The 14,538-nt window shown below is 66.9% G+C and carries 10 protein-coding genes; all 10 read right to left on the bottom strand.

The annotated features are described in order from the left end of the window. Window positions 1–9: 9 nt before the first annotated feature. The 10 genes from SLQ30_RS07430 to SLQ30_RS07385 all read right to left on the bottom strand — a co-directional run bounded on the left by SLQ30_RS07430 (window position 10) and on the right by SLQ30_RS07385 (window position 14,509). On the bottom strand, window positions 10–3,507 hold the full coding sequence (locus SLQ30_RS07430) for a DNA-directed RNA polymerase subunit beta (RefSeq protein WP_413467954.1): 3,498 nt from the start codon (window positions 3,505–3,507) through the stop codon (window positions 10–12). 475 nt (window positions 3,508–3,982) lie between these two features. Then, window positions 3,983–4,456 (bottom strand): hypothetical protein, encoded by a 474-nt coding sequence (locus tag SLQ30_RS07425; RefSeq protein ID WP_319445626.1) that lies wholly within the window; start codon window positions 4,454–4,456, stop codon window positions 3,983–3,985. A gap of 52 nt (window positions 4,457–4,508) precedes the next feature. After that, window positions 4,509–5,258 (bottom strand): class I SAM-dependent methyltransferase, encoded by a 750-nt coding sequence (locus tag SLQ30_RS07420; RefSeq protein ID WP_319445625.1) that lies wholly within the window; start codon window positions 5,256–5,258, stop codon window positions 4,509–4,511. Window positions 5,259–5,276: 18 nt separating this feature from the next. Beyond that, window positions 5,277–6,362: an ABC transporter ATP-binding protein gene (locus tag SLQ30_RS07415; RefSeq protein WP_319445624.1), complete on the bottom strand. Its 1,086-nt coding sequence runs from the start codon at window positions 6,360–6,362 to the stop codon at window positions 5,277–5,279. A gap of 244 nt (window positions 6,363–6,606) precedes the next feature. Then, complete coding sequence (gene rplL, locus SLQ30_RS07410; protein WP_319445623.1) at window positions 6,607–6,993, bottom strand: 50S ribosomal protein L7/L12; 387 nt, start codon at window positions 6,991–6,993, stop codon at window positions 6,607–6,609. A gap of 49 nt (window positions 6,994–7,042) precedes the next feature. After that, window positions 7,043–7,648 (bottom strand): 50S ribosomal protein L10, encoded by a 606-nt coding sequence (rplJ, locus tag SLQ30_RS07405; RefSeq protein ID WP_319445622.1) that lies wholly within the window; start codon window positions 7,646–7,648, stop codon window positions 7,043–7,045. Window positions 7,649–7,925: 277 nt separating this feature from the next. Then, window positions 7,926–8,831, bottom strand: a complete 906-nt coding sequence (locus SLQ30_RS07400; protein ID WP_319445621.1) for an NAD(P)-dependent oxidoreductase — start codon at window positions 8,829–8,831, stop codon at window positions 7,926–7,928. Between the two features lie 13 nt (window positions 8,832–8,844). Next, window positions 8,845–9,753, bottom strand: a complete 909-nt coding sequence (locus tag SLQ30_RS07395; protein ID WP_319445620.1) for an ROK family protein — start codon at window positions 9,751–9,753, stop codon at window positions 8,845–8,847. Then, the gene (locus SLQ30_RS07390) at window positions 9,753–10,364 is read right to left on the bottom strand and encodes a malonyl CoA-ACP transacylase (RefSeq protein WP_319445619.1); all 612 of its coding nucleotides are present in this window, start codon (window positions 10,362–10,364) and stop codon (window positions 9,753–9,755) included. The genes SLQ30_RS07395 and SLQ30_RS07390 overlap by 1 nt, the downstream gene beginning before the upstream one ends. Then, window positions 10,361–14,509, bottom strand: a complete 4,149-nt coding sequence (locus tag SLQ30_RS07385; RefSeq protein ID WP_319445618.1) for an NEW3 domain-containing protein — start codon at window positions 14,507–14,509, stop codon at window positions 10,361–10,363. Before SLQ30_RS07385 ends, SLQ30_RS07390 begins: the two co-directional genes overlap by 4 nt. Between the last annotated feature and the right edge of the window lie 29 nt (window positions 14,510–14,538).

Here is a 14,538-nt window from a genome sequence, read left to right as displayed (position 1 = left end):
AGCCGTGAATCAGGCGAGGTCCTCAACCGAGGGAGACTCGTTGCGGGACAAGTTGATCCCCAGGTTGGCGGCAGCACGTTCGAGATCCTCGTCGTCACTGTCGCGCATTTCGATCCGCTGACCCTCAGACGACAGCACCTCGACGTTGAGGCACAGCGACTGAAGTTCCTTGAGCAACACCTTGAACGACTCCGGAATACCGGGTTCGGGGATGTTCTCGCCCTTGACGATGGCCTCGTACACCTTGACCCGACCGACCGTGTCGTCGGACTTGATGGTCAAGAGTTCCTGCAGCGTGTAGGCGGCGCCGTAGGCCTGCATGGCCCAGCACTCCATCTCGCCGAAACGCTGTCCACCGAACTGCGCCTTACCGCCCAGCGGCTGCTGGGTGATCATCGAGTACGGACCGGTGGAACGGGCGTGGATCTTGTCGTCCACCAAGTGGTGCAGCTTCAGGATGTACATGTAGCCGACCGTGACCGGGTACGGGAACGGCTCGCCGCTGCGGCCGTCGTAGAGCACGGCCTTGCCGTCGGCGTTGACGATCACGTCGCCATCGCGGTTGGGCAGCGTCGACCCGAGCAGGCCCTGCAGCTCATTCTCGCGGGCACCGTCGAACACCGGCGTCGAGACGATGCTGTTGGGTTCTGCCGACAGCAAGCCCTCGGGAAGGTTGGCGGCCCAGTCGGGCGTACCACCCACCACGTCGATGTTCCAGCCGGCCTTGGCAACCCAGCCGAGGTGCGTCTCGAGGATCTGGCCGATGTTCATCCGTCGCGGCACACCGTGCGTGTTCAGGATGATGTCGACCGCAGTGCCGTCCGGAAGGAACGGCATGTCCTCGACGGGCAGGATCTTGCCGATGACGCCCTTGTTGCCGTGGCGTCCGGCGAGCTTGTCGCCGTCGGAGATCTTGCGCTTCTGGGCCACGTACACGCGGACCAACTCGTTGACGCCGGCAGGCAGCTCGTCGTCGTCCTCGCGGGAGAACACCCGGATGCCGATGACCTTGCCGGACTCGCCGTGCGGCACCTTCAGTGAGGTATCGCGGACCTCGCGGGCCTTCTCGCCGAAGATGGCGCGCAGCAGGCGCTCTTCGGGAGTGAGCTCGGTCTCGCCCTTCGGCGTGACCTTGCCGACCAGGATGTCGCCGTCGCGGACCTCGGCGCCGATGCGGATGATGCCGCGCTCGTCGAGATCAGCCAGCACCTCGTCGGAGACGTTCGGGATGTCCCGGGTGATCTCCTCGGCGCCCAGCTTGGTGTCGCGGGCATCGATCTCGTGCTCCTCGATGTGGATGGACGTCAGCACGTCCTCCTCAACCAGGCGCTGCGAGAGGATGATGGCGTCCTCGTAGTTGTGGCCTTCCCACGGCATGATCGCCACGAGCAGGTTCTTGCCGAGGGCCATCTCACCGTTCTCGGTGCACGGTCCATCAGCCAGCACCTGGCCGGCCTCGACACGTTGGCCCGCATCCACGATCGGGCGCTGGTTGGCGCACGTGCCGTGGTTGGAGCGGGCGAACTTGCGCATCCGGTAGGTGTGCCGGGTGCCGTCGTCGGCCATCACGGTGACGTAGTCAGCCGAGACCTCCTCGATGACGCCCGTCTTCTCGGCGACGACGACGTCACCGGCGTCGATCGCGGCACGCAATTCCATGCCGGTACCGACCAGCGGGGCCTCACTGCGGACCAGCGGAACCGCCTGGCGCTGCATGTTGGCACCCATCAAGGCGCGGTTGGCGTCGTCGTGCTCGAGGAACGGGATCATCGCCGTCGCGACCGACACCATCTGGCGCGGCGAGACGTCCATGAAGTCGACCTCGGTGGACTCGACGTACTCGACCTCGTCGCCCTTGTCGCCCTTACGACGGACCAGGACCTTCGCCTCGGTGAACTTGCCCGTGTCGTCGGTCGGCGAGTTGGCCTGCGCCACGACGTGGCGGTCCTCCTCGTCGGCGGTCAGGTAGTTGATCTCGTCGGTGACGACACCCTTGACCACCTTGCGGTACGGCGTCTCGATGAAGCCGAACGGGTTGACCCTGGCGTACACCGACAGCGAGCCGATGAGGCCGATGTTCGGGCCTTCCGGCGTCTCGATCGGGCACATGCGGCCGTAGTGGCTGGGGTGCACGTCGCGGACCTCGAGGCCGGCGCGCTCACGGGACAGACCGCCGGGGCCAAGCGCCGAAAGGCGACGCTTGTGGGTGAGCCCCGAAAGCGGGTTGTTCTGGTCCATGAACTGCGACAGCTGCGACGTGCCGAAGAATTCCTTGATCGCCGCCACGACGGGACGGATGTTGATCAGGGTCTGCGGCGTGATCGCCTCGACGTCCTGAGTGGTCATGCGCTCGCGCACAACACGCTCCATGCGCGACAGGCCGACCCGGATCTGGTTCTGGATCAGCTCGCCGACGGTACGCAGGCGACGGTTGCCGAAGTGGTCGATGTCGTCGACCTCGACGGGCACCTCGGAGCCACCGGGAGCGGTCATCAACTTGTGGCCGTCATGCAGCCGCACCAGGTACTCGATGGTGGCGACGATGTCCTCTTCGGTCAGCGTCGACCTGGTGATCGGCTGGCCGACGTTGAGGCCGAGCTTCTTGTTGACCTTGTAGCGGCCCACGCGAGCCAGGTCGTAGCGCTTCTCCTTGAAGAACAGGTTCTCCAGCAGGGTCTGCGCGGACTCCTTGGTGGGGGGCTCGCCCGGTCGCAGCTTCCGGTAGATGTCCAGCAGGGCCTCATCGGTGCCTGCGGTGTTGTCCTTCTCGAGCGTGCTCATCATGATCTCGGAGAAGCCGAACCGCTCCACGATCTGCTCGTTGGTCCAGCCGAGCGCCTTAAGCAGCACCGTGACGGGCTGGCGGCGCTTGCGGTCGATGCGCACACCGACGGTGTCGCGCTTGTCGACGTCGAACTCCAGCCACGCACCGCGGCCGGGGATGACCTTGACGCTGTGCAGCACCTTCTCGGTGGACTTGTCGATGGCCTCGTCGAAGTACACACCGGGCGAACGGACGAGCTGTGACACGACGACGCGCTCGGTGCCGTTGATGATGAAGGTGCCCTTTTCGGTCATCATCGGGAAGTCACCCATGAAGACCGTCTGGCTCTTGATCTCGCCGGTGGTGTTGTTGATGAACTCGGCCGTGACGAACAGCGGGGCCGCGTACGTCATGTCCTTGTCTTTGCACTCGTCGACAGGGGCCTTGACCTCGTCGAAGCGCGGATCGGAGAACGACAGCGACAACGTGCCCGCGAAGTCCTCGATCGGGGAGAGCTCGGTGAGCACCTCTTCGAGACCGCCAACCGGTTCGACGTCGCCGCGATCGAGCGCCCGCTCACGCCAACGCTCGGCGCCGATGAGCCATTCGAACGAGTCTGTCTGTACGTCCAGCAGACCTGGGACCTCGAGCGGCTCGCGCAGCTTTGCGAACGAAACTCGGTTGGGTGCTCCTGGAACGGGGTTGAGGGTGTTTACTGCTTTGCTCTGGCGAGAGGCGGCCAAGATGCATCCTTCCAGCACCTAATGCGATCATCGGGTGCCGGTTCACACCGGTCCCCACGTCGCGAAATTGCGTCGGTTCGGCTGGCGTTCTCAAGTCCGAACCCCATGACGAACGGCACACGACTAGGTCACTGAGCGAACTCAGGCTAGGACTACGGTGTCGAATGCGGGTGAGGAGGGCAGGATGCAGCCAGCGCAACGTCCAACACTAGCGCAGGACGGCGCATTCCTCAACTACCGCATGCTGGGTCAACTCGGCGCTGGCTGGCGTCCTGTGAACCCGTACATACATGCTGCCCAATAGGTTGACCCGTTTGAGCCCGTCCGTCAAGAGATAACGCCGTGTTTTGCGGTGAAGTTTTCCCCTGCAAGCGTTGGCCTGGTGTCGCTACTGGCCGTCGACCGGCGCGGAGCCAGGCCTGCCGGCCAGCACCCTCCACGCCCGGTCAGCCCGCGGCGGACGGCCCGCACGCCGCTACCGCGTCGGCTTGGCCGCGGCCTTCTTCTCCTTCTTGAGCGCATTCCGCCTCTTCAGCACCGTCACTTCGCAGAAGTCCACCATCGCTTCGAAGGGCTCGGTCGGGTGGAAACCGAGCGCGCGGAGGTCGTCCGCGAGCCGGTCCTGACCCATCGGTGGGAGCTCGTCCCACAGCGCCCGAGCCAGCCCTTCCAGCGCGGCCCGTTTTGGTTTGGCACCCAACTTGCCCTTCTCGTACTTCCGCTCCACCTTCTTGCGGACGTGCTCGGCGGCCCGGCCGGGCTTCTGGTGTTGTTTGGGCTTCTGGTGCGTCGCCGCCGGGCGCTGGGGCTCGGACGGCTCGACGGGCGGCGGATCAGGCCGGGCAGCGCTCACACGCTCATGGCATTCCACGCACAACCCTTGGCTGTCGCCAGGGATCCAGAGGTACTCCGTGCACACGTCGCACGACGCGAAGCCACCGATGTCCATGGGCGCCGCCTCCCGCCTCCCTCAAGCGAAAACTCTTGCCGCCGAACTCAATTCACGTCTGGCGTCGACCGCTGACGGTCTGCGAGGCCGCCGTGACCCGGCGCTTGACGTCCACCAGCCCGGCGCCGCGGAACACGTCGGTGATCTCGTCGACGTCGAAGACTCTCAGTGGAGCCCGCTGGGAGGCGACCGCGCCCAGCCGACGGACGGGAGCGGGGCCCCGCGCGCACGTCGTGAGCACAGCGATGCGACCGCCTGGTTTGAGCACACGGATCAGCTCACGCAGCGAGTCGAACGGTTCGTCCATCAGGTACAGGGCGCCGTAACAGCTGACCGCGTCGAAGGTGGCGGCCTCGAATGGCAAGTCGGCGGCATCGCCCCGCACGTAACCGACGGGGTCGGTGGCGCACGTCTCTCGCACGGCCTGAGCGAGCATCGTCGCCGAACTGTCGACACCGATCACCAAACCGTCGGCACCAACCTCGCCGACCAGCGTGCGGGTGGTGTTGCCGGGGCCGCACGCCACGTCCAGCACGACGTCGCCGGGCCCGATCTTCAGCAGCTGTAGCTTCTGCGCGTCCTCGTCGGCGGTGTTGCGCATGGTGAACCCGAAGAACAGCACGGGCCGCCACAAGCGTTCGTAGATGCGTGGCAACAGCGTCGAACCCATGACGCGTTGAGCGGTCGTCTGCGGGACGCGATCGCGCCCCAGCACGTCGAGGTAGCCATCGATCACCGTCGCCGGCCTGGTCAACAGCGCCTCGACGCGCGTCCGCACCACTGACCGCTCAGCGTCGGTCACGGTCGGGAAACCCGACTGCTAGCCCTCGCGCTGTACGGGGATGGTCGCGGTCGGTGCTTCGTCTCCGATCGAACGATGCCGCGCTATGGCGGTGTCCTCGGGGAGGTCGTGGGCGACGTACTTGTGGGTGCCGTCGAGGTCGTCGCGGATGGCTTCCTGCGCGGCGGGCGGCAGGGTGTGCATGATCTCGCGCACCCGAGCCTGACGACGAGCCACGGCCTGACGTACCGGCATACCGGGAGTGGCCATGATCTGAGGCGGCACGCCCTCGATCTCCTCGGTACCACCATCGTGGTGACCGGCGTCGATGAGCGCCTGCTCCTCGGCCATCTGCGACTCGTCCTTCTCCTCGGACATGCCGATCGGGCCGATGCGGCGACCGTTGAGGAACTGCTTGACCACCGGCTCATCAGAAGTCAGCAGCACTTCGCGCGGACCGAACATCACCAGATGCTTGCGGAACAACATGCCCATGTTGTCGGGCACCGTGCGGGCGATGTTGATGTTGTGCGTGACGATCAGAATGGTGCAGTCGATCTGCGCGTTGATGTCGATCAACAACTGGGACAAGTACGCGGTACGGACCGGATCCAGACCGGAGTCCGGCTCGTCGCACAGGATGATCTGCGGGTCCAACACCAGCGAGCGGGCCAGCCCGGCGCGCTTGCGCATACCACCGGAGATCTCCCCGGGGAACTTCGTCTCATCACCGGTCAGACCGACCAGGTCGAGCTTCTCCATCACGATCTGACGGATCTCGGATTCCTTCTTCTTCGTGTGCTCACGAAGCGGGAACGCCGTGTTGTCATACAGCGACATGGAGCCGAACAGCGCGCCGTCCTGGAACATCACGCCGAACAGCGTGCGGATCTCGTAGAGCTCCTTGGCCGAGCACTCGATGATGTTGGTGCCATCGACGATGATCTTGCCGCGCTCGGGACGTAGGAGTCCGATCAGCGACTTGAGGAACACCGACTTTCCCGTACCGGACGGGCCGAGCATCACGCTGACCTCACCGGCCGGGAGGTCGAAGGTGACGTCCTGCCAAATTCGCTGGGACCCGAAGGACTTCGTCAGTCCCTCAACCTGAATGCCGATACCCACGCGCAATCCTTCCGCCCAGAATTCATCCCCGCCGCGCTGCTGCGGCCTGTGGCTTGAGTCACTGTAGCGCACGCGCCATGGCACTACTGACTTTGTGTCGTTCCGTGACATCGGCCCAGGAACACGCCGAAATTTGCTCCAATCGGGCCCGGCTGCGGCAGCCGGACCGCTCGTAGCGCGCCTCTGACTGGCCCTAGACACGAAGAAGCCCCCGGGGTTATCCCGGGGGCTTCTTACGTGGCAACTACTTGACGGTGACCGTCGCGCCGGCCTCTTCGAGCTTGGCCTTGGCGGCGTCGGCGGCGTCCTTGTTGACCTTCTCGAGGACGGGCTTGGGAGCGCCGTCAACCAGATCCTTGGCCTCCTTGAGACCCAGGCCGGAGACGATCTCACGGACGACCTTGATGACGCCGATCTTCTTCTCGCCGGCGGCCTCGAGGACGACGTCGAACTCGGACTGCTCCTCGGCAGCCTCGGCCGGGGCGGCTGCGCCACCGGCGGCGGCAACGGCGACCGGTGCGGCCGCGGTGACGTCGAAGGTCTCCTCGAACGCCTTAACGAACTCAGAGAGCTCCAGCAGGGTCAGTTCCTTGAACGCGTCGAGCAGTTCGTCGGTGCTGAGCTTGGCCATGATGGTCCTTCCTTACTTACTGACTGTTTGTGTACGGGTTATCGGGTGGTTACTCGGCTGCTGCCGGAGCGTCTTGCGGTGCTTCTACTTCTACTGCTGCCTCAGCGGGTGCCTCCGCAACAGGCTCGGGAGCGCCTTCGGCGGCCTCCCTCTTCTCCTGCAGCGCGAAGACCAGGCGAGCGACCTGCGATGCCGGAGCAGCGAACAGGGCGGCGGCCTGGCTGGTCTTCGCCTTCATGGCGCCTGCCAACTTGGCCAACAGCACCTCGCGGGACTCGAGGTCCGCGATGCGATTGACTTCTTCCACGGACAGCGCTTTGCCGTCCATGTAGCCGCCCTTGATGACGAGCGCCTTGTGATCCTTGGCGAAGGTCTTGATCGCCTTGGCGGCGTCAACGGGCTCGCCCTTGATGAATGCGATCGCCGTGGGTCCGGCGAACAGTTCGTCGAGGCCTTCGATACCGGCCTCGCTGGCCGCCCGCTTCACCAAGGTGTTCTTGGCGACGGAATAGGTGGCGGAGCCGCTGAGCGAGCGTCGAAGCTCGGCCAGGTTGGCCACCGTCAGCCCGCGGTACTCGGTGACGACGGTGGCCGTCGCCTCCTTGAACTGTTCGGCGATGTCAGCGACCGCAGTGGCTTTATCAGCCTTGGCCATGCATGCCTCCTCGTGAATGGATTACGTCTCGATCCACGTCAGGCATCGGCAGGGGCCGGAAACGACGAACGCCCCGACGCAACAGGTCGGGGCGCGCAAGAATTGCTACCTCGTCCTCCTGCGTGGGCCGCCCGGGTGATCCGGGACCTTCAACCGATTACTCGGTGACCGACGGTCTTCGGTGGAACGCGACAAGAATAGCGCGCCGCCCGCCGATCAGCCAAAACGCGCCCCCACCCCTCGCGATTTGTGGAGTCTTTCCGGTGCCGAGCGCCGGTTAGGCTCCACAAATCGCGGCGTAGCCCTCGCGGGCGCTCGGGTAGCGCGGGTGCCAGCCGGTTGCCTCGACGAAGCTCCGATTGCTCGCTCGCACCGAACGCGTCAGCGACGTCAGACGGTCGCCCAGCAGCAGACCCGCCCGCCCGGGCACCCTCGCCCATAGTCGAGTGCCGACGGCGTCGGCGACCGCGCTGGCATAGCCAGCCTTCGTCAGCGGTTCGTCGTCGACGACGTTGTAGATCTGGCCGGGTACGTCAAGCCCGGCGACGACGGCCGCGCCTGCGTCGGCGAGGTGAATCGACGACAGATAGCCGTCCGCAGCACCCGGCATGAAGCCAATGTGCTTGCGCGCCAACGCGAGGAACTCGTCACTCTGCACCGAGCCGGGTCCGTAAAACAGCCCGAACCGCAGCACCGTCGCCGACCCCCCGGCATCCGCGAAGCGACGGGCACTGGCCTCGGCGGCGTGGTTCCCGCGGGCGATCGGAAAGTGGTCTACGGGTGCCTGCTCGGTGATCCACGCCGTTTCGCCGTCGGCGTAGATCATCACGACCGACTCTTGGAGTAACCGCGGCACGTTGGCGGCGAGGGCGGCCTCGACGACCGCCGCGGAACCCTCGGTGCGCAGGCGTTCACAGGGTGCCCACGCGGACGTCCGCATCGCCGAGCTGGTGGGTGGCAACGCGGTGGCGAGGTTGACCACCGCGTCGTGGCCGACGAACGCGCTGCTCAACTGGGTCGAGTCGAAGATCGAGACGTCGAACGGCACCGCCCCATGAGCACGTAGTTCGTCGGCCTTCACTTGCGAGCGGGCCAGTGCCGACACCTGGTGGCCTGCCGCAACGAGCGCAGGAACCGCGTGCCTGCCGATGGCTCCAGTTCCACCCGTCAGGAAGATCCGCATGATCCCTCCATCCTCACGCGTTGAACAAGGCCGCCGCACCCACCAGGCCCGCGTCGCCACCAAGTTCGGCGGGCAGCACGCGCAGACCTCGGATGAAGTCCAGGCCAGCGTAGGACTTCAGCGCCTCGCGCACCGGGTCGAAGAGCAGCCCGCCGGCCTTCGCGACTCCCCCGCCGACGACCACCAAGTCGAGGTCGCAGACGGCCGCCACGGACGCGATCGTCATCGCCACTGCGGTCGCACCGCGCCGGAATGCGCGCAACGCGACGGCATCGCCCCGGGTCGCGTCGTCGGCGAGTTGCTTTGCATCGGCGTCGGGCGATGCGGCCCAACCATTTTCGCGGGCCCACTGCGCCATGTGCGGTCCCGACGCCACGGTCTCGACGCAGCCGTGGCCGCCGCACGTGCAGAGCGCACCGTCGGGGTCGACGACGACATGCCCGACGTGCCCTGCATTGCCCGTGCGCCCGTCATAGGGAGCGCCGTCGAGCACCAGTCCACCGCCGATGCCGGTAGACACCACCATGCCGAGCACGAACTGCGCGTCCCGTGCCGCGCCACACCATTGCTCGCCGAGCGCCATGCACAGTCCGTCGCCGCCGAGACGCACGCTGCGCCCGGTGAGCGCAGCGACACGTTCGACGATCGGAAAGCGTTGCCACGCCGAGATGTTGATGGGGCTGACGGTGCCGGTCGCCAGGTCGATCGGACCGGCCGAGGAGATGCCGACCCCCGCAATTCCATCTGGTGCCTCACGCACGGCGTCGGACAGCAATTCGGCCGTGACCGCCCAGATGGCCTCCGCGTCGGCATGCGGAGTGGGTTGCTGCGCGCGATGCACCAACGTGCCGTCGCGATCGACGAGGCCCGCGGCGATCTTGGTGCCGCCGACGTCGAGTGCGAGCGTGAGGTGGGCGCCCATCAGTGTCGGTGGGTGTTGTCGGGTTGGCGGGGATCGCCGGGATGTTCGTAGCCAGGCGCCAATTCGACGAGCGCCGCACACCTCGCGTCCAGCCAACGACGGAACGCACGGCGGTGGGCCGCAGCGCGCAAGTGCTCGATAATGGCCGGACGTGCCTCGTCGAGCGACGCGGGCGTCCGGCTGCGCCACCCGTCCGGGCTTTGGGCAGTCGAGCCGAACCGGCCGGGATTGCGCCCGTGGTAGTCGGCCACGGCGTCATCTGACACCTCGACCGCTGCGGTCACGCGGACGAACAGCGCCCGCGCCAGCGGCTGCTGCAGGACCGACGCCGCGACGCTGCCGAGCTCCATCCGGGCCACGTTGTCCGGCAACAGTTCCCGCTCGTCCGGCGCACCCTCGGTGTCGAGCCCGAATGCCGCAGCCTCGGCAGCGACGACGCGTTCCGTCACCATCAGCTGGGTGAGCCACCGCCGCAGTTGTCTACCTTCACTGGTCCCGGCATGCGGCAGGGCTGCCGCCGACCGGGAGGTGCGCAGCCGGTTCTCGCGGGTGTCGACGTCGGCCACCAGCACTGGGTCGCCGGCAACGGTCGCGACAACATCTGGCCTCATCGCACCGTCACCTTTACCGCCGGGGTGTAGACCAACTCTCCCGCACCGGCCACCCTGATGAGCGCCCACCACTCGCCGGGTTCCACCCACGCGGGTGGGGCCACGTCGAACTGGATCTCGACGGCGCCCCTTGCGGGGACGTCGGCCCCGATGATGTTGGGCCCCAGCCACTCCCATGTTCCCCATGGGGTGACGAGGTGTGCTTCCACCGACAGGTCGGCATACCCGTCGGTACCAACGGTGACGCCGATGGTGGTCGACTCACCGGCTGAGACGCGCACCGGTTTCGGCTCCACGACGAGGCGTAACACCTGCTCGTCGGTCGCGCCGACGGACACCACGCACACGTCCTCGACGGGCTGCCGCCAGGACGGCGGCAACGACGCGCCGGTCAGCGCCAGCTCGGCGCGCACGGGGTACAGCCCCGGCGGGGTCCCCGGAGGCATCGTCACCGCGACGTTGGACTCCAGGTACTCCCCGGGCGGGAGCATGAACGAGAGTTCGACCTCCTCGACCGTCCACTCCGGCGGCAGCAGTAGCCGCACCTTGCCGTGCAGCGCGACGTCCCCGTCACTGACCACCGTGAGCTGAAGGTCAACGCGCGCATCGGGTTCCACGGCAAGCTGTCGCGGATGCAGATGGGCCACGGCGGGCAAACCGCCCAGCGGTGCAGGCCCCCGGTTGTGCAGCCAGTAGCGCGCGTAGAGCGGTTGCGTGGGCTCGGCGTCTGGAGCCAGCACCGCGTGTTCGGCATCGAGCACTCGCGGCAGGTTCAATTGTGCGCGCACCGTGGCGATCTCGTAGCCGTGCAACGTCAACGCGTCGGAGTCCTCGGCGCTGGGTCGCTCCAGCAGATCCAGCCGCCGGACCGTCGACACATTGCGCAGCCCTGAACGCAGCGTGACGTCGGCGGTGCGCCCAAGCGTCTCGACCAGGCGCACCGCGATTCCGGCGGCGGAATCGACGTGCTCTGCGCTGCCGCGTGCAGTCGGGTTGCCGACGGCCTTCAGCGCGCCGATCGCCACTCCCCGCGCGGGTTCGACCTCCAACAGCGAGCCCCGCGACGGCAGGCCGCCCGAGCTGGGCTCATGGTGGCTCACCACGCCGATCAGCGGCTGGCCGAATTCGGCACTGCGCGCCGGTATGTCGGCGGATCGCCAGTCGCCGTCGCCCGCGGCCAGCGCGTAGTCGAAGTCGTGCGTCCAGTGTTGTAATTGGAAGTTCGAGCCGTCTGGTGCGGTGCGGCGAGGCGGATCGATCCACGTTCCCGACGGCCAACCCGTGCACGACCTCATCAGCGACGTGTGCAAGGTCCCGTCGGAGTCGATGGCGAAACTCGGCACGCCGCGGTTGAACAACGCCACGGTGCGGGCGTCGAACTCTTCGACCTCAGAAACATCGGCCTGGTTCACCACGACCTCGGCGTCGGCAAGGTCGTCTACTAGGGCCGCGACGGCCGCCGCCAGCCCATTGGGGTCCGCGACCACCAGCACGGGCAGCTTGCGCACGCCGCGCAGGTCGGCGCCGGGCACCCACACGTCGACCAGCGGTTGTGCCGCCGGAATCCACACGCGGACAAGGCTTTCGGAATCACGCCCGGCGAGCACAGCCGCACTGAAGGCGTTCTCCCGCGGTCCACCGAGCGCGATCCGGACGTCGGGCAGATTCGAGTCGACCGCCAGATCGCCGTAGCGGGCCTTTTCGGCGGTGCTGCACGTCGCGGTCACGCCGGCCCGCGCCAGGGCGACCATCACGTCGCGAGCCAACGGGTCGGCCTCTGGACCCGGGGACACCACCTCGGCCACCGATATCGCACGGGTGCGCTCGGTTCCGCCGCCCTGAATGCGCACGCGCACCATCGACGACAGCCCGAACCACCCGTAGGCGGGATTGTCGAGGGTGTACGGGAACTTCGCCGTGTCCACGGCCTTGTCGCTTCTCCCATGCCGGTGTGTCAGCCCGAAGCCGCGCCCGATGACAGCATCCCCGACCTCGCTGACGGGCATCGCGCCCGCAACGGGGCACGGCCAGCGCAGCCGCAACAGCCGATCCTCGCCGGTGAAGCCGTCGATCGTGGTACGGCAGTCGACGCGGTCGATGCCGTGCCACAACGTCAGCGTCTGGGTGTAGTTCAGCAGCCCGCGCATCCGTCCGCGCACGACGATGCGCTCCCCCAACGGATTTCGATACGCCTGCACCGACGCGGCTGGGGTGCCGGCCGAGCTCGTCACCGGCCCCTTCGGCAGCAGATGCCACGGTCCCTCGCCCGCCCTGGGGTGCGCGGAGTACTCCTTGTAGACGGCGAGCTCGTTGCCGACCCTGCCTTCCGCGATGAGTTGACGGTCCCCGACGAGCAGCGAGCACACCCCGCCGCCACGCGCCTGATCAACGCGAAGCCGGTAGTGCTGGTTGCCGATCTCGGACCCGTCGACGGCGGCCCAGCCGGTGCCCCCCGCACCGTCGGCGAAGCGGTAGGCCCGCCAGCCGAGTGACGGAACGTCGCGCGCCAACCAGGACAGCGTGTGCCCGTCGTGTTCGATGAATACCGGCACCTCGCCGCCCTCGTCGTCGAGCAGTATGCCGGCAAACGGCTCATCGCGGTGCACGGTCACGATGTCGGTGCGGTTGTGCGCCAATGGGTTCCATACGATCACCGAACCGTCGACTGCGGTCGACAACAGCGCTAGCGCGTTGTCCCGCGCGGTGCGGCCGAGCTCCCAGGCGTCCCGCCAACTGGTGAGCAGGTCGAGGTAGACCTGGTCGGACTCCGAGCCGGTGATCGCATCGTGGTGCGCTCCGTAGGCCAGTTGCACCCACGCCTTGGCCAGCGCGGCCTCCGGGTACGTCGCCCCGGTCAACAGTCCGGCGAACACCGCGAACCGTTCGGCCTCGAGCACCGCGTGTTCGGCAGCACGGTTGGCCTGCTTGGTGTCGATGTAGGAGACGTCCTTTCCCGTGTAGATCGGGTTCATGTCCCGGGTCTGAGGCGACGCGATGGCGCCGCGTTCGTCGAGTTCCGCTCGCACGGCGGCGAAGAATTCGCTCGGGATCGCGCAGACGAACCGGGGCCAGGTGTAGCGCGCACCCCAGTCGCGGTGAATGTCGGTGACCCACTTGTTGGGTGGGGTGTAGTCGGTGCCGACAGGGAGCAGGACGTTGCGGGTCAACGCGACTTTCTTCAGGCCTGCGAACAGTTCGTAGGTGGCGCGTTCGGCCTCCTCGAGCGAGGCCGACGAATCCATCCACCATCCAGCCGCGTAGTGCGCGGGCATGTAGTGCGTGAGCAGGCCGCGGCCCGACGGGGCCATCCACTCGAATTCGCTGGCGAACTGCATGCGTTCGGGGTCGCCACCGTCGGACATCGGGCCCCACTGGTGGTGTGGTCCGCGCGCCCACGAACTCGACGTCAGCCCGGAATCGGCGGCCATGCCCGGGAATTGGGGATCATGGCCGAACACGTCGAGCTGCCACGCGGTGGCAGGTGAGGCGCCCATGACATCGCGCTGAAAACCGATGCCGTGTACGAAGTTCCGGATCGCCGTCTCCGGGCTGGTCAGGTTGGTGTTCGGCTCGTTGTAGGTGCCGCCCATCACCTCCACGCGCCCCTCGGCCATCATCCGGCGCAGGTCGGCGCGATCCTCGGGGTGGGTGTCCCAGTATGGCTTGAGGTAATCGACCTCTGCGAGCACGAACTTGTATTCCGCTTCGCGCCTGGCCATTTCGAGATGGGCGGAGACCAACTCGAAGCTGTTGGTCTGCCTGCAGCGTCCTGGCGGATCCTCGGTCCAGACCTCGGTGTAGGCCGCCTGGGTGTTCCACCACACCGGGTCGTAGTGGAAGTGACTGACCATGTACATGGTCCATCCGGGCTCGGCGACGACGAAGTCGAACGCTTCGGTGGTGCGGCCCGCACTCACTCGCGCGGAGCGATGTTCACCGACTTTCGCGTCGGTCACGCGCACCGGCACTTCGACCGTGCGCCCGCGCGGGGTCGCAAGCACCTCGCCAACGGTTTCCAGGCCTGGCCCCTCGACACGCACCACAGTGGGCCGGGTGCACAACCGGTACGCGACGCGCACGAGTTGCAGCGCCGCGTCGGCTGGGCCGGTGAACAAGTCCGTCGACTCCGCGGAGGTGACGTGCATGTCGCCACAGTACGTGCCCAACCTTCCGC

Origin of the sequence: Mycobacterium sp. RTGN4, from assembly GCF_033804635.1 — a bacterium.
In the GTDB taxonomy this organism is placed as follows: domain Bacteria; phylum Actinomycetota; class Actinomycetes; order Mycobacteriales; family Mycobacteriaceae; genus Mycobacterium.
This window is presented reverse-complemented; position numbering and strand designations above follow the sequence as displayed.

Excerpts from the sequence above, each read along its gene's own strand:
- SLQ30_RS07425 (WP_319445626.1), bottom strand. The coding sequence starts at position 4,456 with ATGGACATCGGTGGCTTCGCGTCGTGCGACGTGTGCACGGAGTACCTC.
- rplL (WP_319445623.1), bottom strand. The coding sequence starts at position 6,993 with ATGGCCAAGCTCAGCACCGACGAACTGCTCGACGCGTTCAAGGAACTG.
- rplJ (WP_319445622.1), bottom strand. The coding sequence starts at position 7,648 with ATGGCCAAGGCTGATAAAGCCACTGCGGTCGCTGACATCGCCGAACAG.
- SLQ30_RS07400 (WP_319445621.1), bottom strand. The coding sequence starts at position 8,831 with ATGCGGATCTTCCTGACGGGTGGAACTGGAGCCATCGGCAGGCACGCG.
- SLQ30_RS07395 (WP_319445620.1), bottom strand. The coding sequence starts at position 9,753 with ATGGGCGCCCACCTCACGCTCGCACTCGACGTCGGCGGCACCAAGATC.
- SLQ30_RS07390 (WP_319445619.1), bottom strand. The coding sequence starts at position 10,364 with ATGAGGCCAGATGTTGTCGCGACCGTTGCCGGCGACCCAGTGCTGGTG.
- SLQ30_RS07385 (WP_319445618.1), bottom strand. The coding sequence starts at position 14,509 with ATGCACGTCACCTCCGCGGAGTCGACGGACTTGTTCACCGGCCCAGCC.